This is a genomic window from Rhodococcus sp. 320_ES, from assembly GCF_059691855.1.
The window spans coordinates 697,115-721,654 of the sequence record NZ_JCAWAG010000003.1 but is presented as its reverse complement, the minus strand read 5'-3'; the positions used below and the strand labels follow the sequence as shown (position 1 = coordinate 721,654).

Annotated in this window: 20 protein-coding genes; 9 read left to right on the top strand and 11 right to left on the bottom strand. The window is 67.0% G+C overall.

What is annotated here, in order from left to right; all coding sequences use genetic code 11:
- Window positions 1-9: 9 nt before the first annotated feature.
- Both AC59JP_RS14050 and AC59JP_RS14045 read right to left on the bottom strand, forming a co-directional pair.
- Window positions 10-744, bottom strand: coding sequence for a TrmH family RNA methyltransferase (locus tag AC59JP_RS14050; RefSeq protein WP_497326378.1), 735 nt, complete (start codon window positions 742-744; stop codon window positions 10-12).
- Window positions 702-1,502 carry an SDR family oxidoreductase gene (locus AC59JP_RS14045; RefSeq protein ID WP_497326377.1) on the bottom strand — a complete coding sequence of 267 codons (801 nt, stop codon included), beginning with the start codon at window positions 1,500-1,502 and terminating at the stop codon, window positions 702-704. Before AC59JP_RS14045 ends, AC59JP_RS14050 begins: the two co-directional genes overlap by 43 nt.
- 49 nt (window positions 1,503-1,551) lie before the next feature.
- On the opposite strand from AC59JP_RS14045, the gene AC59JP_RS14040 reads away from it, so the two are divergent.
- Together AC59JP_RS14040 and AC59JP_RS14035 are read left to right on the top strand one after the other, a co-directional pair.
- Window positions 1,552-1,968 (top strand): hypothetical protein, encoded by a 417-nt coding sequence (locus AC59JP_RS14040; RefSeq protein ID WP_497326376.1) that lies wholly within the window; start codon window positions 1,552-1,554, stop codon window positions 1,966-1,968.
- Window positions 1,965-2,471, top strand: coding sequence for a methylated-DNA--[protein]-cysteine S-methyltransferase (locus tag AC59JP_RS14035; RefSeq protein WP_497326375.1), 507 nt, complete (start codon window positions 1,965-1,967; stop codon window positions 2,469-2,471). Before AC59JP_RS14040 ends, AC59JP_RS14035 begins: the two co-directional genes overlap by 4 nt.
- Here AC59JP_RS14035 and AC59JP_RS14030 read toward each other — a convergent pair.
- Window positions 2,401-3,012, bottom strand: coding sequence for a lysoplasmalogenase (locus AC59JP_RS14030; RefSeq protein WP_497326374.1), 612 nt, complete (start codon window positions 3,010-3,012; stop codon window positions 2,401-2,403). The genes AC59JP_RS14035 and AC59JP_RS14030 overlap by 71 nt on opposite strands.
- 52 nt (window positions 3,013-3,064) lie before the next feature.
- Between AC59JP_RS14030 and AC59JP_RS14025 the strand changes: the two genes are divergently transcribed.
- The 4 genes from AC59JP_RS14025 to AC59JP_RS14010 all read left to right on the top strand — a co-directional run bounded on the left by AC59JP_RS14025 (window position 3,065) and on the right by AC59JP_RS14010 (window position 7,303).
- A complete protein-coding gene (locus AC59JP_RS14025; RefSeq protein ID WP_497326373.1) occupies window positions 3,065-3,517 on the top strand; it encodes a MarR family winged helix-turn-helix transcriptional regulator in 453 nt (150 codons plus the stop codon).
- On the top strand, window positions 3,514-4,740 hold the full coding sequence (locus AC59JP_RS14020; RefSeq protein WP_497326372.1) for an MFS transporter: 1,227 nt from the start codon (window positions 3,514-3,516) through the stop codon (window positions 4,738-4,740). The genes AC59JP_RS14025 and AC59JP_RS14020 overlap by 4 nt, the downstream gene beginning before the upstream one ends.
- 199 nt (window positions 4,741-4,939) lie before the next feature.
- Window positions 4,940-6,721: a hypothetical protein gene (locus AC59JP_RS14015; RefSeq protein WP_497326371.1), complete on the top strand. Its 1,782-nt coding sequence runs from the start codon at window positions 4,940-4,942 to the stop codon at window positions 6,719-6,721.
- Window positions 6,722-7,303 carry a class F sortase gene (locus AC59JP_RS14010; RefSeq protein ID WP_497326370.1) on the top strand — a complete coding sequence of 194 codons (582 nt, stop codon included), beginning with the start codon at window positions 6,722-6,724 and terminating at the stop codon, window positions 7,301-7,303. It begins immediately after the preceding gene.
- Between the two features lie 138 nt (window positions 7,304-7,441).
- Here the strand turns inward: AC59JP_RS14010 and pyrE are convergent, their stop codons facing one another.
- From pyrE to AC59JP_RS13990, 4 genes are read right to left on the bottom strand one after another with little or no spacing between them, the layout of a single operon-like run.
- Window positions 7,442-7,972 carry an orotate phosphoribosyltransferase gene (gene pyrE, locus AC59JP_RS14005; RefSeq protein ID WP_497326369.1) on the bottom strand — a complete coding sequence of 177 codons (531 nt, stop codon included), beginning with the start codon at window positions 7,970-7,972 and terminating at the stop codon, window positions 7,442-7,444.
- 38 nt (window positions 7,973-8,010) lie between these two features.
- Window positions 8,011-8,559 (bottom strand): LemA family protein, encoded by a 549-nt coding sequence (locus AC59JP_RS14000; RefSeq protein WP_497326368.1) that lies wholly within the window; start codon window positions 8,557-8,559, stop codon window positions 8,011-8,013.
- Between the two features lie 14 nt (window positions 8,560-8,573).
- Complete coding sequence (locus tag AC59JP_RS13995; protein WP_497326367.1) at window positions 8,574-9,374, bottom strand: SDR family NAD(P)-dependent oxidoreductase; 801 nt, start codon at window positions 9,372-9,374, stop codon at window positions 8,574-8,576.
- Between the two features lie 37 nt (window positions 9,375-9,411).
- Window positions 9,412-10,407, bottom strand: coding sequence for a TtfA family protein (locus AC59JP_RS13990; protein ID WP_497326366.1), 996 nt, complete (start codon window positions 10,405-10,407; stop codon window positions 9,412-9,414).
- Window positions 10,408-10,763: 356 nt separating this feature from the next.
- Here AC59JP_RS13990 and AC59JP_RS13985 point away from each other — a divergent pair, with 356 nt between their 5' ends.
- Window positions 10,764-16,241 (top strand): ATP-binding protein, encoded by a 5,478-nt coding sequence (locus AC59JP_RS13985; protein WP_497326365.1) that lies wholly within the window; start codon window positions 10,764-10,766, stop codon window positions 16,239-16,241.
- Window positions 16,242-16,279: 38 nt separating this feature from the next.
- Here the strand turns inward: AC59JP_RS13985 and AC59JP_RS13980 are convergent, their stop codons facing one another.
- Entirely contained in the window at window positions 16,280-17,119 is an 840-nt protein-coding gene (locus AC59JP_RS13980) for a DUF5666 domain-containing protein (RefSeq protein ID WP_497326364.1), read from the bottom strand.
- A 206-nt stretch (window positions 17,120-17,325) separates the two neighbouring features.
- Between AC59JP_RS13980 and AC59JP_RS13975 the strand changes: the two genes are divergently transcribed.
- Both AC59JP_RS13975 and AC59JP_RS13970 read left to right on the top strand, forming a co-directional pair.
- Window positions 17,326-18,723 (top strand): amino acid permease, encoded by a 1,398-nt coding sequence (locus tag AC59JP_RS13975; protein WP_497326363.1) that lies wholly within the window; start codon window positions 17,326-17,328, stop codon window positions 18,721-18,723.
- 122 nt (window positions 18,724-18,845) lie between these two features.
- A complete protein-coding gene (locus tag AC59JP_RS13970; RefSeq protein WP_497326505.1) occupies window positions 18,846-20,561 on the top strand; it encodes an EAL domain-containing protein in 1,716 nt (571 codons plus the stop codon).
- Here the strand turns inward: AC59JP_RS13970 and AC59JP_RS13965 are convergent.
- The 3 genes from AC59JP_RS13965 to clpB all read right to left on the bottom strand — a co-directional run bounded on the left by AC59JP_RS13965 (window position 20,545) and on the right by clpB (window position 24,504).
- Complete coding sequence (locus AC59JP_RS13965) at window positions 20,545-21,615, bottom strand: DUF5666 domain-containing protein (protein WP_497326362.1); 1,071 nt, start codon at window positions 21,613-21,615, stop codon at window positions 20,545-20,547. The genes AC59JP_RS13970 and AC59JP_RS13965 overlap by 17 nt on opposite strands.
- Before the next feature lie 109 nt (window positions 21,616-21,724).
- Window positions 21,725-21,880, bottom strand: a complete 156-nt coding sequence (locus tag AC59JP_RS13960; protein WP_497326361.1) for a hypothetical protein — start codon at window positions 21,878-21,880, stop codon at window positions 21,725-21,727.
- An 83-nt stretch (window positions 21,881-21,963) separates the two neighbouring features.
- Window positions 21,964-24,504 carry an ATP-dependent chaperone ClpB gene (gene clpB / locus AC59JP_RS13955; protein ID WP_497326360.1) on the bottom strand — a complete coding sequence of 847 codons (2,541 nt, stop codon included), beginning with the start codon at window positions 24,502-24,504 and terminating at the stop codon, window positions 21,964-21,966.
- Window positions 24,505-24,540 lie beyond the last annotated feature (36 nt).

Here is a 24,540-nt window from a genome sequence, read left to right as displayed (position 1 = left end):
ACCGCACCGTTACCAGGCGTTCGACAGGTCGGCGTGCTGCCGAATCCACGCGTGCATGGCGATCCCGGCGGCCACGCCGGCGTTGATGCTGCGGGTCGATCCGAACTGCGCGATCGACACCGTCATCGACGCGACCCCGCGCGCATCGTCGGTGACCCCCGGACCTTCCTGCCCGAAGAGCAGAAGACAGTCGCGTGGGAGGACGGCCGTCTCGAGCGGAATCGACCCCGGAACATTGTCGACGGCGACGATCTCGAGGCCGGTGCGCGACGCATACTGCGCCAGGGAGGCGACGTCGGGATGGTGCTCGATGTGCTGATACCGATCGGTCACCATCGCTCCCCGACGGTTCCAGCGCTTACGGCCGACGATGTGAACCGCCTGTGCCGCAAAAGCATTGGCGGTCCGGACCACGGTCCCGATGTTGGCGTCGTGCGCAAAGTTCTCGATGGCCACGTGCAGAGGGTGACGACGTGAGTCGATGTCGGCCACGATCGCTTCTCGTCGCCAATATCGGTACGAGTCGACCACGTTCCGACGGTCACCCTCGTCGAGAAGGACGGGGTCGAAACGGGGGTCGGTCGGCCTGGGTCTCTGACGTTCCTCGTCCCAGGGACCCACGCCGTTCGGATGCTCACCCCACTCGGTGGCACCCGCGTCTGGTTCCCGACCGGCCTCCGGCCTGCCCGCCTCCGAATCAGCTATGTGTTCGCCAACTTCTTGTTCACCCGACGCGTCAGCCATGCGGGCGAGAAGCGCGACCCCAGCGCCAGCGCCTTCGACGGCGTGCCGACCGGGAAGTGGACCTTGTGCAGCAGATCCTGAGTGAGCTTGCTGCGATCCTGCGTGGCCTTGAAGATGCCGTCGGCCACGTCCTGCGTCGTCAGCTTGATGCCGAGCGAGTTGGTGGTACCGGTGCTGATGTTCGCGGTCATCGCCGACTGCACGAACAGCGGCCACATCGCGATGACGCGAATGTCGTAGCGCTTCCACTCCAGATCGAGCGCCTCGGTGAGTCCGCGGACCGCAAACTTGCTGGCGCTGTAGGTGGCGAGCTCGGCCTGGCCGTAGATCGCCGACGCCGAGCACAGGTTCACGACCTGCGCGCCGCGCGTCTTCTTCAGATACGGGAACGCGGCGAGCGTGCCGGAAATGACGCCGCCCACGTTGATGTCGATCTCGCGGCGGTGCACCTCGATCGGCATGTCTTCGAACGGACCCGCGACGAGGATGCCTGCGTTGTTGATGAGGATGTCGAGGCGCCCGCCCGCGGCTGCGTCGAATTCCGACAGACGGGTAACCATCTGCTCGTGATCGGTGACGTTGAGGACCCCGGTGGTGACCTTCGCGCCCTTGGCAGTGATCTCCTTGGCCAGGGACGCGAGACCGGTTTCGTCGATGTCGTACGCACCGACGTGATAGCCGGCGGCGGCGAACGTGAGCGCGGTCGCGCGCCCGATACCGGCAGCAGCGCCGGTGATGAACACAGTGGATTCAGGCATGTCGCTCAGCGTAGGCGACGAAGCTACTCAAAAGTAAGTTCGGATCTTCATGAATCATGAACGCACCATTCGCGCCGTTCTCACGGTCACCGTCGGGTATGTCGTTCTACTCGCGGTGTGGATCCTTTTCCTGGTCCGAAAATCACCGAGCGGTACCATTCCGTACCAACTCGCCGGCCTCGTCGCGCTGTTCGGCGCATCCCTCGGCCTGGCGATGATGTGGGCGTCGAGGCCCACCCGCGACGAGCGACGCCTCGAACGCGACGGGATCGAAGGGTGGGCAGTGATCGACGACGTACGCGAGGTGGGCGAGTCGACCGAACTCGACCTGTCCATCACCGTTCCCGGGGCCGAGTCGTACCGCGGGCTCGTGGTGCAGCCCGGGCCGTCGGAGCGGTGGCACCAGGGTGACACCGTGTCGGTCAGGGTGGACCCGAACGATCGGCAGAAGATTCTGTGGATTTGACCTCGCGCACAGTGGGGTTCGGCGGCGTCGGCCCGCTCACCCTCGTCCGCAGCGGCGACGTTCTGACCGGGGTGTACTTCGCGAGCCACGCCCCTACGCCGCGCCCGGACCGGCTGGGCACACCGTCGACCGAGGGGTTCGACCGCATCGTCGCGGAGATGACCGAGTACCTCGACGGAACGCGGACCGCATTCGACGTCCCGATCTCACCGGACGGCACCGAGTTCCAGCGGTCGGTGTGGGCCGCCCTGCGCACCATTCCCTATGGCGAAACTCGTACCTACACCGAACTGGCGACTGCTGCCGGTCGCCCCGGTTCCGTCCGCGCCGCCGCTGCGGCCAACGCCCGCAATCCGCTCTCGATCGTCGTGCCGTGCCATCGCGTCATCGGCACGAACGGCTCGCTCACCGGCTTCGCGGGCGGCATCGAGGTCAAGCGCTACTTGCTGAATCTCGAGCGAACTCGGTCACCAGAAGGTATTGCGCCGCAGCATAAGTCGTGAGCACGAACGCTTCGGCCGCACGCCGGGCACGCTCGTCCGTCAGCGCCGATCGGCGAACGAGAATGGTCGCGTCGGAGAGGGTGAACAACAGACCGCCCAGCCTCGTCGCGCGCGGCATCGACCGGTCCGCGCTGAGCGCCGACATGGTGCCGAGCGCCAGTCCGTACGCCGACAGGACGGGCGCGACATTCTTGCTCCGCGATGCGGTCACCATCGACGACGCCGCCCAGCCCGCGAGCCGAGGACCGACAGTCGACGGATGCAGCCGGGCTCCCCGTTCCACGAGCAGCCGCGACCAGATGGTCTGCATGACGGCGAACGACGATGCCCCCGCCATCAGACGCCCATCGTCGTCGGGGTCGAGCATCGCGAGGTCTCCGACGGTCGCGGCGACGAGACCGGCCGTCAGGAGCGGGTCGCGCGAACGCGTGGCCAGCAGCGGCATCAGTAGCGGTTTCGTCACCCACTGAAGGCGATCACGACCGCTCGCGGCACCGGCCACGGTGACCGCCGCGGCAGCGACGTAGGCAGCTCCGATCATCGGCAGGACACTACCCTTTTCACGGATAGTTACCCTATGCAATAATAATTCGGTGACGACTCCAGTGGACCGCGACGCCGAACTGCGCCGCCTGCTGTCCGAACTCGTGACGAACGCGTCGAGGTTCACCCGCCTCGCGTCGTCGATCAGTCCGGACACGCGGCCGCGCACGTGGACCCGCGCGTTGTCGCTGATCGAGGAGTACGGGCCGCTGCGCATAAGCGACTTCGCTCGCATCGATCGGTGCTCGCAACCGTCCGCCACCGCTTTGCTCAAGACGCTGGGCGAGCAGGGCCTCGTCACGCGCGGCTCCGACCCCAACGACTCCCGTGCGGTGGTCGTCGAGATGTCGGACGCAGGCAGGGAATGGATCACCGACGCCCGCTACGCCATCGGCGACGGACTCCTGCAGTACCTGAACCATCTCGAACCCGAACAGATCGAAAACATCGCACGTGGACTCGACGAAATCCGCGGCGCAGTCAAGACAGGGAGCAACACGTGAGCACCACAGCAGAGACACAACCGAGCCTGCTCCAGCAGCCGAAGGCCGTGTGGGCGGTCGCGTTCGCGAGCGTCATCGCCTTCATGGGCATCGGGCTGGTCGACCCCATTCTCAAGCCCATCGGTGAGCAACTGAACGCGTCGCCGTCGCAGGTGTCGTTGCTGTTCACCAGCTACATGCTCGTGACCGGTGTCGCGATGCTGATCACCGGCGTCGTGTCGAGCCGGTTCGGACCGAAGAAGACGCTGCTCGTCGGCTTGGCGATCATCGTCGTGTTCTCCGCCCTCGCAGGTTCGTCGAGCTCGATCGACGAGATCGTCGGATTCCGCGCCGGCTGGGGACTGGGCAACGCGCTCTTCATCGCCACTGCGCTGTCGGCCATCGTCGGCGCGGCAAGTGGCGGCGTCGCACGAGCGATCATCCTGTACGAGGCTGCGCTCGGAATCGGTATCGCCGCAGGACCTTTGGTCGGCGGCGTGCTGGGCAACATCAGCTGGCGCGGTCCGTTCTTCGGCGTCGCCGCACTCATGGCCATCGCGTTCATCTTCCTTCTCGTCATGCTGCCCGCCGGTGAAAAGCCCACGCATCACACGTCGTTGGCCGATCCCTTCCGAGCTCTCCGGCACCGCGGCCTCCTGACGGTCGGCATCACGGCGCTGCTCTACAACTACGGCTTCTTCACCCTGCTGGCCTACACGCCGTTCCCGCTGAACATGGGCGCATACTCGATCGGCTTCATCTTCTTCGGATGGGGCCTGGCACTTGCCGTTTCGTCGGTCTTCCTCGCTCCCCGGCTCCAACGCCGCTTCGGCACGCTCAACATGATGATGCTGGCGTTGCTGCTGTTCGCGCTCGACCTCGCGGTGATGGCCATGTTCACCGACACCAAAGCGGTTCTGGTCGTGTGCGTCGTCCTCGCGGGCGTGTTCCTCGGCGTGAACAACACTCTCATCACCGAGACCGTGATGATCTCCGCTCCCGTCGAGCGGTCCACGGCCTCGGCGGCCTACAGCTTCGTCCGGTTCGTCGGCGGTGCAGCTGCCCCCTACGTGGCCGGCAAGCTCGGCGAGTCGATCAACATCCACGTCCCCTTCTGGGTCGGTGCCGTCTGCACCTTCCTCGCGATCGCGGTTCTGGCGTCGGGTCGCAAGGTTCTCGCCCACGTCGACGACCACGAGCCGACCGTGGTCGAGGAAGCTCAGGCTGTGACGGTTGGGGACTGAGTGACGGGTGGTTCGTTTATAACGAACCGAACAGTATTTTTGAAAATCGTTTACGGACGCGAACTAACCCCCTACAGTCCAAACTCGAAGTAAAGGGTTACTTGACGTAAGGAACTCGGGATCCCCGACGTCGAGGAGGCACCGCCGCACCTGCGACGGTGCCTTGCCCGTTTCGTTCGAGATCTGAAGGGCAGTTCGTATGTCATCGAAGTCCACCGTCAACTCCCGAAAAGTCCGCCTCGCTGCGGCCGGCGCGGTAGTCGCGCTGTCACTGGCCGTGGGAGCGCCCGCCATCGCGTCGGCGCAGGACCCATCGGACAGTTCGACCACCAGCGTCGAAACGCCCACTCCCGCACCGGAAGAGTCGACCGAAACCACGCCGGAGCAGGTCGTGATTCCGTCCGAAGCCCCGCCTGCCGTCGTCTCCGAAGAGGCCCGCGTCGCCGCGACCGCCGAGACACCGTCCACCGATCGGCCCGCACCGCAGCTCACCGTCGGCGTGGTCCAGAACGAGGACGGCACCACCACCATCAACGCGGCACTGATCCCCCAGCTCTCCGACGCCGAGAAGGCCGCACTGGCCAAGGCCGAAGCAGACAGCAAGGCCGCCGCCGAAGCATCCGTCGCGGCACAGGCGGAGTACGACAAGGCAGCCGCAGCAGCCTCGGCGTCCACCGATGCGAACGTCAAGGCTCAGGCCGACGCTGCCGCCGCGAAGCTCGACGCCGCCGCCAAAGCGAAGGCCGCAGCCGACGCCAAGACGGCCAGCCTGGCCGCATCGGCCTCGGTGACCGCAGCCAAGACCGACGCCGACGCCAAGAAGGCCGCCGCTGCCACCGCCCAGACCGAAGCCGACCAGGCCGCCGACGCCGCGAAGGCAGCCGACGCCAAAGCAACCGAGCTGGAGGCGGCAGCAGTGGCCGCGGGTGATCCCGACGCCGTCGCTGCGGCCGAAGCTGCCCGCGCCGACGCCGACGCGAAGGCCGCAGCCGCGGCCGACGCCGCCACCAAGGCCGAGACAGCGCGCACCGAGCTCGACGCGTCGGTGGCCGCCGTTCAGAAGGCGTTCGACGACTTCAACGTGGCGAAAGTTGCTGCGGCACTGCGTAACGCAGCCGCCACCGCAGCGAAGTTCGCCACTGCGGCCCTGCAGGCGCAGGTGGCTCAGGCGACCGCCGCCGCAGCGGACGCACGGGCAACCGCACTCGAAGCCGCCGCAGCGGCGTCCAGCAAGGACTCGGAAGCCGCGATCAAGGCTGCAACCGATGCGCGCGCCGCCGCCGACAAGGCAGCGGCCGACGCCAAGACCGCCGCCGACGCAGCCGACGCCGCGGACGCAGCCGTGACGGCCGCCGACGCCACGACGGCCGACCTGGAAGCGAAGGCCGCGTCTGCCGCTGAAGCGTTGACCGCAGCGGAGGCTGCTGCCACCGAGGCGAACGCCAAGCTCGCCGCCGCGAACACGGCGGCAGACGCAGCCAAGGCCAAGGCGGATGCCGATGCTGCTCTGGTTGTTTCGGCGAAGAAGGAAGCCGACGACGCGAAGGCGTTGGCCACCACCGCCGCTGCCGCGAACGACAAGTTGAAGGCCGACGCGGCTGCACTCGCCGCCAGCGGCCCGAAGTTCTCGTTCACGATCAACCTCGGCAACGTGGTCAAGGAGAACGTCCCGGTCACGGAGGTCGACGAGAACACCGTCGCCGTCGACGAGACCGGCGTGCAGCTGATCGGTGTGCGTAACGACGACGGATCGTTCACCGTCGCCGACTACTTCACCACCGACGAGAACGGAACCACCAAGGTCGCCGGCCAACTGCCGCCCGTCGACCTCGCACTCGGTGATTCCGCCTCTGCTGCAGCCGATTCCGGTTCGGACAGCTCCGCCCTCCCTGCGGTACTCGCCGGTGTCGGCGTGGTTGCCGTGGTCGGTGCCGGTGGAGCGCTCCTGGTTCGCCGCCGCAAGGGACAGCAGTCCGCATAGATGCGATCGCTGCTTCTCTGGATCCTCGCCGGGCTCCTCGTTCTCACTGCGTGTGGGAGCGAGGAGCCCGGTGTGGCGCCGCCGGACCGGTCACCCGTCCAGGCGGTCATTCCTGCGGTATCGGATGTTCCCATGGAACCGGCGCAGCCTCTTGCGATCGAGCTGCGCTCCGCGTCCGGTGACACGTACCTCAGCAGCCCGATCAACCCCGACGGGCTTTACCGCGACAGCAACCAGGTCCTGAATCCGGTCGACGCGTTACCCGCCTGGTGGGCCGAGAGTGGTCTACCCGGAACGGATACGCAGGAGACCGTTGTGGTTGTGGGGCACAACTATTCGAAGCGCGACGCCCCGTTCAAAGCGCTGCGTGTGGTGCAGCCGGGCGATCGGGTGGTGCTGCGCCTGCCGACCGGTGTGCTGGAGTACGCGGTGCAGCGGGTCGGACCGCTGCCCAAGGGATCACTGCTCGCGGACAACGACCTCCGCAAATCGGTTCCCGGCCGGCTCATCCTCGCGAACTGCGACGTGCAGAACGGCGAGCCGACCGACGACAACTACATCGTGGTGGCGGAGTTGGGGTAGGGGCCGGCGAGCCGCCCTTGGCCCGAACCGAGTCACAGGCCTTACCGCGCGCACATTGGACCAACCGCGCGCACCATTGCGCGCGCGATCAGACGAAAACGTGCGCGATCAGCCCAGGGGCAGTCCGGCCAGAGCCGCCTACAACCCCAAGTCCCCCAGCCCCAGCAGCGACCGGTACTCCACACCCTCCGCCGCGATGACCTCGTCGGCCCCGGTCGCCCGGTCGACCACCGTCGCGACGCCGACGACGGTCGCACCCGCGGCGCGCAGAGCCTTGACGGCGGTGAGGGGCGAGTTGCCGGTCGTGGTGGTGTCCTCGACGACGAGAACGCGCTTGCCCACGACGTCCGGGCCCTCGATCTGGCGCTGCATGCCGTGCGCCTTGGCGGCCTTGCGGACCACGAACGCGTCGATGGGTCGACCGGGCGCGTGCATGACGGCGAGGGCGACGGGGTCCGCTCCCATGGTGAGGCCGCCGACGGCGTCGAAGTCCCAGTCGGACACCAGTTCTCGCATCAGCGACCCGATCAGCGGGCCGGCCCGATGGTGCAGCGTCGCGCGGCGGAGGTCGACGTAGTAGTCGGCCTCCTTGCCGGACGAGAGCGTCACGCGCCCGTGCACCACCGCGAGCTCACGTACCAGTGATGCCAGTTCTTCCCGTTCAGCCATGCCCCACAACTTACTGGCCGACGACTCGCCGCCACCGCTCAGGCGGCCACGCGGGCGCGCGCGTGCGGGGGCGCGATCGGATCGGCGAAGAGGTCGGGCGCGTGCACGCCGGCCAGACGTGCACTCAGCGCGGTCAGCGGAGACCGCGACAGCTGAACGAGGGCGTCGGCGTGCGTGTTGTAGACCCGCACTGCGCCGACGATGCGCTGCTCGATGACGTCCAATTCGTCTGCGGGACGGCGGAATTCCCAGTTGGCCTGGTGAGCGGAGTAGATGAGTTCGTAGAGGGCGACGGACAGTGCGTTCTCGGCGGACGCTCGACGCGGAAGGTCGAAGTCGTTCTCCTGCACCACCCTCGACCACGACCGGGCGCCCACGAGCTGGTTGATGGATTCGCGATCGAGGTCGGCCTCCACCGCCGCCCGCACCAGGTCGGGTATCACCGCGCGGCGATGTTCGAGTTCTGCCTCGAGCAGCGCCAGCGCGGCACGCGCGGTGCCGTGCCGAGCTTTGATCTTGCGTGCACCCAACACCACGAGCACCGCCCCGACAGCGATCACGATCGCAACACACGTCACAAGAGTCACCTGAGCAACATATCTCAGGTTCGGCCGCGACCCCGTCCGACCAAAGACGTGGCCCGTCGAGCGATGTTTCTGGGCACAAGACGGCTCACGGTCGTCAGTGACTTGTACTGAACGCCAGGAACACTCAGCACTTTGCCCTTGTCCAGATCGGCGAGCGACGCGCCGACGACCTGCTCCACGTCGAGATACATGAAGCCCGGCATCGACGTCATCTCGATTCCGGCGCGCTCGTGAAATTCGGTGCGCACGAAACCGGGGCACAACGCCTGGACCTGCACGCCCGTACCGGCCAATCCGCCCGCGAGGCCCTCGGTCAGCGAGATGACGTACGCCTTGGAGGCGGAGTACGTCGACCCTCGTCCGGACAGCAGACCGGCGACACTGGCCACGTTGACGATCGACCCCTTGGCCGCAGCGATCATCGACGGCAACGCCGCCCGAGTGAGATGCATCACAGATGTCACGTTGACGTCCAACTGGGACTGCAGCAGCGCCGGTTCGGCCGTCCAGAACTCGCCCGACGTACCGAATCCGGCGTTGTTGACCAGGAACTCGACGCCTTTTTCGAGCCTCGCCGCGACCCGGATCCGATCCGATTCCGACGCCAGATCGGCGACCATGATCTCGGACTCGGCGCCGTAGTCGGTCTTCAGTTCGGCCGCGACCGCCTCGAGCCGTTCCGAGTCACGGGCGACAAGAACCATGTCGTACCCGCGGGCGGCGAGACGACGGGCGAATCCGGTACCGATGCCCGAGGTGGGGCCGGTGACGAGCGCGACGGGACGGACCTTCGAGCCTGGCTGAGGAGCTGTCATGCACCCGACAGTAGACGCGACGAGGGGACGGAGCAGGTCAGTCGGACTCGGGAGGTCGGCGTCGACCGCGGGTGGGTTCGGACCGCTCACGGAAGTCCTCGACGGACCGCGGACCATCGGGCCGACCACCGTCGGGACGACCACCCTCGGGCCGAGGAGCGTCCCCGCGGGGACGTCGGCGATCCGAGATCGGGGAGACGCGCGGTGCGGGCGGGCCGGGGCGTTCGGCGGGTCGTGCGGCACCCGGGGTGCGCGCCGACCGCTCGACTCGCGGAGGCGGCGGGCGCCGGGCCGGGTCGACGCGGGCCGGCGGCTCGACGCGGCTCGAAGGGTTGGCGCGTGACGGCTGTTCGACACGTGACTGCGCTTCCGGCCGCTCGACGCGCATTGCTCCGGATTCCTCGTCCGGAGCCGCCGGTCGACGGCTTGCAGGCGGCAACACGTGCAGTAGACCGGACAGCCGGGTGACCGTGTCGATCGCGGCGTCCCAGTCGCGCCCGGTGCTGCCGACGGACAGGGTTCCCAGGGTCCATTCGCGCTCGGACCACAGCATCTGCACCACGTCGGGCACGGAGTGGGTGAAGGCGACCATGCGCTGGTCGCACACGCGGCGGGCCACGTCGAGGTCGGTCGAGAAGATGATGCGGGGCCCGAGGGAACCGAGAAGGTTCATGTCGGGATCCTTCGGCGGGGGGGTGCTGCGCAGTCGTAGGTCGAGGTCGACGTCGGAGCCGACCTCGCGCCGCACCGCGACGACGGTGACGGTGTCCTCGAGGTCGAACAGCACGAACTCCTCGCCGCGTCGTACGCCCTCGACCACGTCGACGGCACCGAGGAATTCCTGATTGGCGAGGACGGCGCGGCTCCAGCGGCCCGGAAGGTCGCGGTCGGCGTCGGTGTAGCGGTATCCCTGCGCCTTGGCCCAGATCTGACGGACTTTGCCGGATCGGCGGCGACGCGTGCGATCGACGTAGAGCAGCGCCACTGCTCCGAGCAGTGCGATCACGGCGAGTCCGAACCACGTGGCAGTCATTGGCGACAACTCTATCGCGCAGGCGGCTCGACCTCGCCGAAGACGCCGCTCCGACCACTACCGACGGGTATACCCACGAGTAGGCGAAATCGGGCACGTACGCGAAAAGTCAACCATCACAGCTGTACTCGCTAGTAGCGCAAATGTGTGATGAGGTTGAAATCGAGCGACCCCTCATCACTCCTGTTGCAGCCGAACACCATTGCCTTGTGACGTGTAACCACGATTGTCCAGGGCACCGTGAAGACGGCGAGGACAGGCGAAGATGACGTCGCCATGACGGCTGTGGTCGCAACGCCAAACATCGACGTCTGCGCACGCGACACCACGACACACGACGAATACGGCGGAGACGAATGTTCACACGGATAGCAGTTGTCAATCGAGGCGAGGCCGCAGTACGCCTGATCAGGGCGGTACGTGAGCTCAATGCCGAGCACGACTACGGCATCCGTGTCATCGCGATGCACACCGAGGCAGAGCGTCGCGCAATGTTCGTGCGGCAGGCCGACGAGGCTGTCACGTTGCACAAGACCGGTACGCAGAACCCGTACCTGGACTACGTCGAACTCGAGCGCGCACTCGTCGAGTCCAGGGCCGACGCGGTGTGGGTCGGCTGGGGCTTCGTCGCCGAGGACCCGACGTTCGCCGACATCGTCTCTCGTCTCGGCATCACGTTCATCGGACCGAGCGCCGACGCCATGCGCCTGCTCGGCGACAAGGTGCAGGCCAAGCTTCTGGCCGAGAAGGTCGGCGTGCCCGTCGCGCCGTGGTCGGGTGGTCCCGTCGAGACCCGCGCCGACGCCCGCCGTCACGCCCAGGCCATCGGCTACCCGCTGATCATCAAAGCGCGCAGCGGCGGCGGTGGCCGCGGCATCCGCAAGGTCTACGCCGAGGACGAGCTCGAACTGGCACTCGAGCGCACCCAGGGCGAGGCCGAGCGCTCGTTCGGCGACCCCGTCGTCTTCCTCGAGCGTCTCGTCACCGAAGCCCGCCACGTCGAGGTGCAGGTCATCGCGGACAAGCACGGCAACGTGTGGGCACCGGGCGTGCGCGACTGCTCGATCCAGCGTCGCAACCAGAAGGTGATCGAGGAGTCCAGCTCGGCCGTCCTCACCAAGGAGCAGTCGGACCAGCTGCGCTCCGCGTCGGCAGAACTCGTTCGCGCCGCCGGCTACCACGGCGCCGGCACGGTGGAGTACCTCTACCAGCCCGAGCAGAAGATCTTCACGTTCCTCGAGGTCAACACCCGCCTGCAGGTCGAGCACCCCATCACCGAGGCGACCACCGGCCTCGACCTCGTCAAGCTGCAAATTCTCGTCGCCGACGGCCGCCCGCTCGAGGGCGACTGCCCGCCCGAGTTCGGCCACGCCGTCGAAGCACGTCTGAACGCCGAGGACGCCGACAACGGATTCGCCCCGGCCCCCGGCACCGTCCGGCTGCTGAAGTTCCCGCTCGGGTCCGGCCTGCGCGTCGACACCGGCATCGCCCAGGGCGACGTCATCCCGCCCGACTACGACTCGATGGTCGCCAAGATCATCGCGTGGGGCAAGGACCGGTCCGAAGCACTCGCCCGACTGCGCACGGCGCTCCGCGAGACCACCGTCGTGATCGACGGCGGCACCACCACCAAGTCGTTCCTTCTCGACCTTCTCGACAAGCCCGAACTGATCGACGCCACAGCCGACACCGGCTGGCTCGATCGCAGTGGCGCCGGCACCGCGACCGGCCCGACGCGGGTCGCCGACATCGCTCTGATCGCCGCCGCCGTCGACGCGTACGACGCCGAGGAAGCTCGGGAACGCACCAAGTTCCTCTCTTCCGCACGCGGTGGCCGTCCCCGCGCCAGCCACGACATCGGCCGGACAGTCGAGCTCAGCTACCAGGGCCAGGGCTACGAACTGACCGTCGGCCAGCTCGGCCCGCACCGCTACACGGTCGGTGTCGACGGACGCGATCTCGACGTGGACATCGAGCGGCTCGGCACGTTCGAGTCGCGCCTGACCCTCGACGGCCGACGCTTCTCCGTCGTCACCGTCGCCGGACCGGCCAACTACCTGGTCGAGGTCGACGGCATCAGCCACCAGATCAGCCAGGACGAAGCCGGCCTGGTCCGTGCACCCGCCCCCGCCGTCGTCGTCGCGGTTCCCGTCGCCGTCGGTGACAAGGTCGAGGTCGGACAGACGATCGTCGTTCTCGAGTCGATGAAGATGGAAACCGCCGTGCGAGCACCCGCGGCCGGCACGGTGCGTGAGGTTCTCGCCGTCGTCAACGCCCAGGTCGACGCGGGTGCGTCGCTTCTGCGCATCGATCCCGAGGGAGAACAGGCCGCCGCGTCCCAGACGGCGCGGGTGGAGTTCCGCCCCGACGAGTCCGCGACCGCCGACGATCGAGCGCACGCCCTCTCGTACCTCGAGGAAATCGGCGCCCTGATCAGTGGCTACGACGTCAACGCCTCCCGTGCGAAATCGCTGATGGCGCAGTACGAGACCGTGCGGGCATCCTTGCCTCGCCGCGATCGCGAACTGCTGCAAGCAGAATTGGGTCTGCTCACCACCTTCGCCGACATGTGCGAGCTGACCCGTAACCGGCCGACGATGGACGAAGAGGACACCGACGAGCGTGTCCACAGTCCCCGCGAGCACTTCCACGCATTCCTCAAGGCGCTGTACGCAGATCAGAAGGGATTGCCGGAAAGCTTCCTGGACAAGCTCTCTCGCGCGCTGCGGCACTACGACCAGCACGACCTCGAGCCCGGCAGCGACCTCGAGGAGGCCGTCTACCGGTTGTTCCTCGCGCAGCAGCGCATCGAGAACCAGGTGCCCGTGATCGCGTCGCTGCTCGAGCGGTGGCTGGCCGACGCGTCGGACGCACCCGACAGCGACCCCGCACTCGGAGAAGTGTTGGAGCGCTTGGTCGTTGCCACTCAGGTGCGGTACCCACTGATCGGTGACGTCGCTCGGAACCTGCGCTTCCAGCTGTTCGACGAGCCGCAGATCCGCCGTGCGCGCGAGCAGGTCTACGACGGAGTTCGGGGCAGCCTTCAGTACCTCGCCGAGCGCCCCGACTCCCCCGACCACGCCGAGCGCATCGCCGCCCTTGTGGCCACGGACGAGCCGCTCATCGAGATGCTGGCCGACCGGGTGTCCGATCCCGGCGCCCTGCTCGAGGTGATCACGCGGCAGTACTACGAGATTCGCCAGTTCGAGGACGTCAAGGCCTTCGACCGCGACGGCTTCCACTTCGTCTCCGGAACCTTCACTCTGGTGGGCGGCAAGGTTCAGTTGCTGGCGACCATCACCGATTACGCCGGCATCGCGTCGAGCCTGTCCGTGGTCGACGACATCGCCGGGCCCGCTCCGGAGAAGCTGGCCGTGGACCTCTACGTCTCCTGGCCCTCCGCACCCGCCGGCGGCGACGCACTGGCCGACGCGCTGCGCGAGATCATCGACGCGCAACGGCATTCGGAGAACTGGCGGCGCGTCACGGTGACCGTCTTCGGCGCCGCCGACGGTGCCATCCGCCAGGTCACTCTGCGTCCCGGCCCGAACGGTGAGTACGCCGAGGACCACGCGATTCGTGACATCCACCCGTTGACGGGTCAGCGGCTGGACCTGTGGCGCCTGAAGAACTTCGACGCCACTCGCCTCACGTCGCCCGTCGGCACCTACCTGTTCCAGCTGTGCGCGAAGGAGAACCCGAAGGACGAGCGCTTCGTCGCGTTCGCCGAAATCCGGGACGCCACGGTGCAATTCGACGGAAGCGGCAAGGTCGTCTCCGTTCCCGCCATCGAACGCACCCTGTCGGCGTGCCTCGACGGCATCCGCCGGGCCCAGGCCCGACGCGGATCGCGACGCCTCGACAACAACCGTGTGGTGCTCTACGTGTGGCAGGTTCTCGACCTGTCCATCGAGGACCTCACGACCGTCGCCCGCCACCTCGCACCGCTCACCACCGCCGCCGGCCTCGAAGAGATCACCCTCATGGCACGCCTGCGGTCGACGCCCGGCGCGGAGCCGAAGTCGTTGGCGCTCAGGTTCTCCTACCGCCCCGGTACCGGACTGGTCGTCAAGGTGACCGATCCGCCCACCGAGCCGATGCGCCCGCTGGATCAGTACACGCAGAAGGTGCAGCGGTCGCAGGCGCGCGGGACCATGTACCCGTACGAGCTGATTCCGCTACTCACGGGCGCCGACGGCACGTTCGTCGAGCACGATCTCGATGCGTCGGGTCAACTGGTTCCGGTCGAGCGCCCGTACGGCGGCAACTCCGCCGGCATCATCGTCGGTGTCGTCTCGACCCCCACGGAGCTGTACCCGGAAGGGCTGAAGCGAGTCGCCCTGTTCGGCGACCCCACCAAGGCACTGGGCACGGTGGCCGAGGCCGAGTGCGCCCGCGTCGTGAAGGCGATCGACCTCGCCGAGCAGATGAAGGCTCCGGTCGAGTGGTTCGCATTGTCCTCCGGTGCAACCATTTCCATGGACAGCGGCACCGAGAACATGGACTGGGTCTCGCGTGCACTGCGCCGCATCATCACCTTCACCCAGGGCGGCGGCGAGATCAACATCGTGGTCGCGGGCATCAACGTCGGCGCGCAGCCGTACTGGAACGCCGAAGCCACGATGCTCCAGCACACCAAGGGCATCCTGGTGATGACCCCCGAGAGCGCGATGGTGCTCACCGGCAAGCAGTCGCTGGACTACTCCGGTGGAGTCTCGGCCGAGGACAACTTCGGCATCGGCGGATACGACCGCGTCATGGGTCCGAACGGACAGGCGCAGTACTGGGCGCCCAACCTCACCGCGGCCGTCGAGGTGCTGTTCGCGCACTACGACCACTCGTATCTCGCTGTGGGTGAACGCTTCCCGCGTCGCGCCGCCACCTCGGACCCGATCGACCGCGACGTGAGGAGCTACCCGCACGTGCATCCGTCGTCGGACTTCAAGACCGTCGGCGACATCTTCTCCGCGGAGACGAACCCGGAACGCAAGAAGCCCTTCGACATTCGCACCGTGATGCGCGCCGTGGTCGATCAGGATCACCCGGTGCTCGAGCGGTGGGCCGACATGGCCGACGCGGACACCTCGGTGGTCTTCGACGCTCACCTCGCCGGGTATCCGATCTCGGTGGTCGGCATCGAGTCGCGTGCCATCCCGCGCAAGGGCTGGTTCGCGGCGGACGGCCCCGACCAGTGGACGTCGGGCACGCTGTTCCCCGCGTCGTCGAAGAAGACGGCACGAGCGATCAACGCGGCCAGTGGAAATCGCCCGCTGGTGGTGCTGGCCAACCTGTCCGGATTCGACGGGTCACCGGAATCGTTGCGGAACATCCAGCTCGAGTACGGCGCCGAAATCGGTAGGGCCATCGTCAATTTCGACGGCCCGATCGTGTTCTGCGTGGTCTCGCGCTACCACGGCGGCGCGTTCGTGGTGTTCTCCGGAGCGCTGAACGAGAACATGCAGGTGCTCGCGGTCGAGGGATCGTTCGCCTCGGTTCTCGGCGGCGCCCCCGCCGCGGCCGTCGTGTTCACCCGCGACGTCAACACCCGCACGGCGAGCGACCCCGAGGTTCGCGAGCTCGAAGCTCGCTACAACTCCTCCGACGACGACACCGAGCGGGCGCACCTGCAGGTGGAGCTGGCCAAGACCCGTTCGGCCGTGCGGTCGCAGAAGCTCGGCGAGGTTGCCGCCGAGTTCGAGGCGGTGCACAACATCGAGCGGGCGCGCACGGTGGGCTCGGTTCACTCGATCGTGAAAGCAGCCGAGCTGAGGCCGCAGTTGGTGGCGGCGGTGGAACGCGGCTCCGCCGCCTGTGCGCGAAATAGTGCCCTGTAGGGGCGGAATTCGCGCACAGGGGGGGTGGGGCGGGTCGGCTACCGCACGCTGGTGCTGATGATGGTCGCCGCGGTGATCGACCCGTCCTCGTTGGCCGTTCCCTGAACGACCAGGCTGTCGCCGGGCTTCAGGTCACCGACGGAGGACGCACCGAGTCCGATGACCTGAGTCTGCGCATCCGTGCGGATCTCGACCTGCACTCCGGTCAGGTCGTTCAGCGTGATGGTGGTGCCGTCGATCGACGCGATCTGTCCCAGCGCCGCTCCCGTCGCGCCGGGGATGTCGCTCGGCGCGGTTGGGACGTTGCTCGGAAGTTCGAAGGGCAGGCTCGGCAGCGCCGACGGGCTTCTCGTCGTGGTGGGTGCGGACCGCGTGGTCGAGGGGGCGGCAGCCGCATCCTCAGCCGCGGTGGAGTGCATCAGCAGTAACGCACCGCCGGCCACGACGGCCAGGAGCACGATCACGCCCAGCGCGATCAGTAGGTTGCGCGATCCGTTCCCACCGCCGCCGCCGTTCCCGTTCTCCAGGAAGGGCGCCTCCGTCGGGTACTGATTGCCGTACGGGGGTTGACCGCCGTACTGGGGCTGACCGCCGTACTGGGGCTGACCGCCGTATTGGGGCTGGCCGTATCCCGCCGTTGGGAACTGCTGAGTCGGGTACGGCTGGTTCGGATTCTGCTGGTTCGGGTACTGGCCGCCCTCGTAGGTCGGGTACCCCTCGGTGGGGCGGTACTCCTGATCCGGGTACGCCTGGTAGCCGGGAGCGGCGTATCCCGACTGGCCGTATGCCTGGTTCGGGTCGTTGGTGTTGCCCGGCCGGTCGAAGTGCTCCGTCGGGTTGTCACGGCCGTCCCGGTCCGGATCGTTCGGGTTCGTCATGCGTCCGAGGATAGGTCAGCGCGCACTCTTCGAGAGTCGATCGTTTCCTCGATAGCCCTGTAGGGCTCGCAGAAGCGCATTCGGCTCTCGAACAGCGGGGATATTCGAATCCGCCCAAACCGGACGACTTCGACCAGGCACATCGCGCCGGGTTTGCGTTTGTGATCGACTACGAGGATCTACTTTTTCGAGTCGGGAAGGCCGTCATGACTATCGAAAAGGACGCGCCTGCGGGCGAGCTGGGCACCAGCCTCAAGCCGCGCCACGTCACCATGATCTCCATCGCCGGCGTGATCGGCGCCGGACTCTTCGTCGGATCGGCAACGGCCATCAACACCGCCGGACCGGCCGTGCTCCTGTCGTACCTGTTCGCCGGAACGTTGGTCGTCCTGGTGATGCGCATGCTGGGCGAGATGGCCACCGCCAACCCCGATACCGGATCGTTCTCCACGTATGCCACACGCGCGCTGGGCCATTGGGCCGGCTTCTCCGTGGGGTGGCTGTACTGGTGGTTCTGGGTGTTGGTGATTCCGGTGGAGGCCACGGCCGGCGCGGTCATTCTCTCCACCTGGCTCGGCGGCCCACAATGGTTGTACGCGTTGGTGATCGTCATCCTCCTGACCGGCACCAACCTGTTCAGCGTCGGGAACTACGGCGAGTTCGAATTCTGGTTCGCGCTCATCAAGGTGGTCGCGATCATCGCGTTCATCGCGCTCGGCGTGGCGGCGATCTTCGGCCTGCTCCCGAACTCGGAAGTCAGTGGTGTCAGCCAACTCTGGGCGTCCGGCGGCTTCATGCCGGCGGGGTTCGGGGCCGTGATCGCAGCGATGCTCACCACCATGTTCTCGTTCATGGGGGCCGAAATCGTGACGATCGCCGCCGCGGAATCGCCCGACCCGGAGAAGGGGATCACCCGGGCCACGAACTCGGTGATCTACCGCATCTTCCTCTTCTACCTGGGTTCGATCTTCATCGTCGTGGCTCTCGTTCCGTGGGATCAGCTCGACGTGTCCACCGGCTCGTACCAATACGTGTTGTCGCGCATGGGTATTCCGCACGCGGACCGCATCATGGACGTGGTGGTTCTGACCGCCGTGGCGTCGTGCCTCAATTCCGCGCTGTACACCGCGTCGCGCATGCTGTTCTCCCTCGGCGGGCGCGGCGACGCACCGGCCTCGGTGCGAAAGGTGAGCAGCCGCGGCGTCCCGTGGGTCGCCGTCATCGCGTCGATGGTGCTCGGGTTCCTCGCCGTGATCGGTAACTACATTCTCCCCGAGAAGCTGTTCACCTATCTTCTGGCGACGACGGGAGCGGTGGCGCTGTTCGTGTACCTGACCATCGCCGGCAGCCAGCTCGTTCTCCGCCGCAAGCTCGACCGCGAAGGCAGGTCTCCCGCGGTCCGCATGTGGCTCTATCCATGGCTGACGTACATCGCGATCGCATTCATCATCTTCGTGCTCGTGATGATGGTGGTGATGCCGGAACAGCGATCCTCGATCTTCCTCACGCTCGCTCTCGCGGTGATCACCGTGGCGCTCGGGGTGTGGAAACAGTCGTCGAACAAGCGCGCCGACGCGTCGACGGTGGGTTCCGACCCCAGATAGCCGTACGCGAGGGTAAGGTCCCTTTGTCGGCAATCGGGGGTTTCCGGCACGTGCTTTCGTGCCCTGTACGAATTCTCGACACTCCGACGTCGGGCGACCCGAAACGAGCGTCAGTGGATGTGATGCGGTCCAGGCCGGAAGCTCTGCTGTCGATCGACACACTCGAAGCCCCGCTGGTTCGTCGGCTCATCGCCACCGTGACACTGGCCACCGGCGCCTCGGGCCTGCTCCTCATCCCGTCCGGAGCTCTCCGCCCGGGCTGGTCGTGGATTGCCGTCGTCTTCGCGGTGGCGTGCTGTGCGATCGCCGCCGTATGGCTTCGCCCCGTCGACCCGCCACATTGGAAGGTGGCGTTCGTCGTCTTCGCCGACATCGGGATCACCGTCATTCTGTGGGGATTCACCGAGAGGTGGGTCGCCATGCCGGGCGTGGCGCTGCTGTTCGTGGTGTCACTGTTCGCCGCGGTCTACACGACGTCACGATTTCTTTTCGTCCATACGGGCTTCGCGGTCGCCGTCACCTTCGTTTTCGCCGCACTCTCCGTCGTGGAGGGCAATGGATACGCGATCGTGATCTCGCGCTCGCTGACCATTCTCTCGGCTTCCGTGGCGCCGCTGGCGATGCGGCTGTACATCTCGACGCTCAAGCGGGACCTTCGAACCTCGCACACGGACATGCTCACCGGGCTGCTCACCTTTCGTGGTCTGGATCGAGAACTGGCCGAGGTCGGCGGAGCGGACACCACACTCGGTATCGAGCTCGTGCAGGTGTTCGACCCGAACAGCACCACGAGCCCGGTGGATCGCTCGTCGATGGGTGACGCCGTCGCCGAACTGGCGACGGGACTCTCGCGGGTCGCGCCCCCGAACATGAAGCTGGCACGTATCGGCATCACCGAAATCGTCTGTGTCGCTTGGGGTCGAAGCGCAGCCGTCAAGGAGTCACTGGCGCGAATTGCGGTCGAGGTGAGCGAAACATCGCTGCGCAGTGCGCGGGTGACGGTGCGTTCGGTCTCCGCGCTCGGAACGGTGGGCGACGGCGCACGAGAGGCGTTCCAGCGACTGCTCGCGGGCGCGCGACTGGACGTGCAGGCGTCTCGACTCCGCGATCGATCCGAGACGGAACAGCTGCCGCACAGCATGATTCGGTCGATCATCGAATCGGGCGGACCACGCATCGTGTATCAGCCGATCTGCTCGACGTCGGACGGCGCCGTCATCGGCTACGAAGCACTCTCTCGATTCCCCGCCGGATTCGGCTCTCCTCAGGCCTGGTTCACTGCTGCGACCGAGACCGGACAGTCCGCGGAATTGGAACTTGCGGCCATTCAGCACGCCATCGCCGGTGCTCACTCACTGCCCGATGGCGTGTTCCTGAGCCTCAACGCCTCGGCGACAACCATTCTGACCACCGGACTCCCCGACATGCTTGCGTCGATCGTCCCGCCGCGACGATTGATCGTGGAGTTGACCGAGCAGGACATGGTGGTCGACTACACCGCTCTCGGGCACGCAGTGTCGGCGCTCCGCACTGCAGGAGTCGGCATCTCGGTCGACGACGTCGGATCTGGATACGCCGGTCTCCGCCACGTCGTCGAGGTGCGCCCGGACATCATCAAGCTCGACGCGTCGATCGTCAGCGGGATCGACGACGACCCCGTCCGCCGGGCAGCGGCGAAGTCGATCGTCGGGTTGGCCAAGGAAATCGGCGCGGACACGATCTTCGAAGGGGTCGAGAACGCCGACGAGTTGTCCGCTGCCCGGGCGCTGGGCGCCACGATGGTGCAGGGGTTCTATCCGGGACGGCCGAAGTCCTTCGACGCTACGATTGCATCGTGATCGTCTGCGCCAGATAGGTTCCGGCCAACGTCCGTGTTCCTTGGACCAGAATCTCCTGCCCCACAGCGAGTTCCGGGATCGTCTCGCTCGTGCCGACGATGCGGGTCGACGCGTCGGTTTCGACCGTCATCTCGTTGCGACCCGCCTGCATGATCACCAATGTCGTCCCGTCGTTGTAGACGATGGAACCTGTGATGTCCGGATTGGACAGTGGCACAGGCACAGTCGGGGCAGTCGAGGTGACCGACGCGTCTGACGATCCGGACGTACGCGGCGTCGCCTCCTGATCGTCGCCGCCCTGCGTCGCGAGGTACAACCCACCGATCACGACGACGAGCGTCCCCAGCGCGGCCAGACGAACCGTGGTGATACGACGTCGCACAGCAGGGACGGGCGGTTGCGCGTGCTTCGGCTGCTGCTCGAGAGGCGACGGCAGCGTGCTGACCGGCTGAGTCACCGGCGGGCGCGGGGTCGGCGGCGCGAACAGTGACTCCGTCGCGGCCGGCACGGGCTTGCGGTGCGCCGAGCGGCGGGGACGGTCGAGCGGTGGTGGGGGCGCGATGGGCTCGGCGGTGACCGACTTGGCCGCGGGCGGCTCGGGTGCCGGCTCGGGAACCACCTCAGGCTCGGGAACCACCACGGGCTCCGGAACGACTACAGGCTCCGGCACGACCACCGGCTCCGGAGCCGCCACGACGACGTCGGGCGGCGGCGGAGGCGTCCACCCGGTCGTCAACATCCAGGCGGGGACCTCGGGCTCCTCGGGGAGGACAGGGGCTGGCTCGGGTTTGCTGACAACCACCGGCTCGGGTTCGACAACCGGCTCGGGTTCGACAACCGGCTCGGGCTCAATCGGCTCGGGCTCGACAATCGGCTCCGGCTCGACGAGGAGCGGGGCCTCGGCGACCGGCGGCTCCTCGGGCAGCTCCGGAATGAAGTAGACCGTGTACCCGTGCGGCATCGCGGCGCCGTGGACCGGGTCGAGCAGCACGTCGTATGAACCGCGCTCGGCCCGACGCTCCCCTGCGTACGCCAGGTCGGACTCCGTCTCCACACGTCAAAGAATATCGGCCGAAAGTTGCCCTCACGACCACGAACCACGATGAGAAATCAGCGTAAAAGAGCCCGTGGAACTGGTGCACTCCACAAGGAAGGCGAGCGCATCAGCTCATGAAGTCGGCCAGAACGGGCAGCCGGTCCGCCGATCGGTTGGCGAGTGTCGGGATGCAGCCTAGGAGGCCCTGCGTGTACGGGTGCTCCGCCGTGGCGACGATGGCGGACGACGCGGCCTGCAGATGAAACGCTCGGCGATGGGTCACTACCTGCCGCTGGAAATGGCCTGACGGTCTGCAACTTCGGTGCGGAACCGTGCGCTCAGCGCACGATTCCGCACCGAAATGTGTCAGCCCAGCGTCAATCCTTCGCCGTCCTCGGACGCCGACACCCGCACCGTGTCTCCGTCGACGATCGTGCCGGCCAGCAACAGCTTTGCGAGCTGATCGCCGATGGCCTGCTGGATCAGCCGGCGCAGTGGACGCGCTCCGTAGAGCGGGTCGTAGCCGCGGACGGCGAGCCAGGCCCGCGCGTCGTCGGACACGTCGAGCGTCAGACGCCGTGTCGCCAACCGGTTCTGCAGCTGATCGAGCTGAATGTCGACGATCGATTCGAGCTGAACCTCCGAGAGCGAGTCGAACACCACGACGTCGTCGAGACGGTTCACGAACTCCGGCTTGAACGCGTGCCGCACCGCGTCCATCACCTGATCCTTGGTGCCACCGGCACCGAGGTTGGACGTGAGGATCAGGATCGTGTTGCGGAAGTCGACCGTGCGACCCTGACCGTCGGTCAGGCGACCTTCGTCGAGCACGGCGAGAAGGATGTCGAAGACGTCCGGGTGCGCCTTCTCGACCTCGTCGAACAACACGACCGTGTACGGCCGTCGCCGAACGGCTTCGGTGAGTTGCCCGCCGGCTTCGTAGCCGACGTAGCCGGGGGGTGCACCCACCAACCGCGCGACGGCGTGCTTCTCGCTGTACTCGCTCATGTCGATGCGAACCATGGCGCGTTCGTCGTCGAAGAGAAAGTGCGCCAACGACTTCGCGAGCTCCGTCTTACCGACACCCGTCGGTCCGAGGAACAGGAACGAGCCCGTCGGCCGGTTGGGATCGGCGACACCGGCACGTGCGCGACGCACCGCATCCGAGACGGCCTGCACCGCATCATCCTGTCCGACAACGCGTTTGCCGAGTTCGTCCTCCATGCGCAGAAGCTTGGCGGTCTCACCTTCGAGCATGCGTCCGGCCGGAATGCCGGTCCACGCCGACACCACGTCCGCGACGTCGTCGGGTCCGACCTCTTCCTTGAGCATCATGTCGCCCTGAGGAATGACGGTCTTCGCGGCGAGTTCTTTCTCCAGGTTAGGAATTCGGCCGTAGCGAAGCTCGGCTGCCTTGCCCAGGTCACCGTCGCGCTCGGCGCGCTCGGACTCGCCGCGCAACTGCTCGAGCTGCTCCTTCAGATCACGAACCGAGTCGATCGCGTTCTTCTCGTTCTGCCAGCGAGCAGTCAACTCCGACAGCTTCTCCGACAGATCCGCCAGTTCGCTGCGAAGCTTCTCGAGACGGGACTTCGACGCGTCGTCCTTCTCCTTGGCCAGCGCCATCTCCTCGATCTCGAGGCGTCGAACGGCCCGCTCCACCTCGTCGATCTCGACGGGACGCGAGTCGATCTCCATGCGCAGACGCGACGCGGCCTCGTCGACCAGGTCGATTGCCTTGTCCGGCAGGAACCTCGACGTGATGTAGCGATCGGACAGTGCGGCGGCGGAGACCAGGGCCGAGTCGGTGATGCGCACACCGTGGTGCACCTCGTACCGCTCCTTGAGCCCGCGCAGAATGCCGACGGTGTCCTCGACCGACGGCTCGCCGACCAGAACCTGCTGGAACCGCCGTTCGAGTGCGGCGTCCTTCTCGATGTACTTGCGGTACTCGTCGAGCGTGGTCGCACCGACCAGCCGAAGCTCGCCGCGGGCCAGCATCGGCTTGATCATGTTGCCCGCGTCCATCGCGGACTCGCCGGTCGCCCCGGCGCCGACGATGGTGTGCAGCTCGTCGATGAAGGTGATGACCTGCCCGGCGGAGTTCTTGATGTCGTCGAGCACGGCCTTGAGCCGCTCCTCGAACTCACCGCGGTACTTCGCGCCGGCGACCATGGAACCGAGGTCGAGCGAGATGACGGTCTTGCCGCGCAAGCTTTCCGGCACGTCGCCGGTCACGATGCGCTGAGCCAGCCCTTCGACGATGGCGGTCTTGCCGACACCGGGCTCACCGATCAGCACCGGATTGTTCTTGGTGCGACGCGAGAGAACCTGCACGACGCGACGGATCTCGGTGTCGCGACCGATGACAGGGTCGAGCTTGCCGGACCGGGCGGCCTCGGTGAGGTCCGTCGAGTACTTCTCGAGGGCCTGGTACGTCGACTCCGGATCGGGGCTGGTGACGCGTGCGCTCCCGCGGACCGTCGCGAACGCCTCGCGCAGCGCGACGGACGTCGCACCGTGCCCGGCCAGCAGCTTGGCCACATCCGTCGAGCCTTCGGACAGGCCGACGAGGACGTGCTCGGTGGAGACGTACTCGTCGTCGAGCTCCGTCGCCAGCTGCTGCGCAGCGTTGATGACGGCGAGCGCCTCGCGCCCGAGCTGCGGCTTGGACGCGCCCCCCGACGTGGTGGGCATGCGATCGACCAGGGTCTGCGCCTCGCGCCGGACCGTGGCCGGGTCGACGCCGACAGCTTTGAGGAGTGGGGTGGCGATGCCGTCGGTCTGATCGAGCAACGCCACGAGAAGATGAGCCGGACGGATGTCCGGATTCCCGGCCGCCGAAGCAGCCTGCAGGGCAGCACTCAACGCCGCCTGCGTCTTGGTGGTGGGAGAGAACGAGTCCACCGGTCACCTCACTTGTTTCGTGTAACGGTTGTCGAT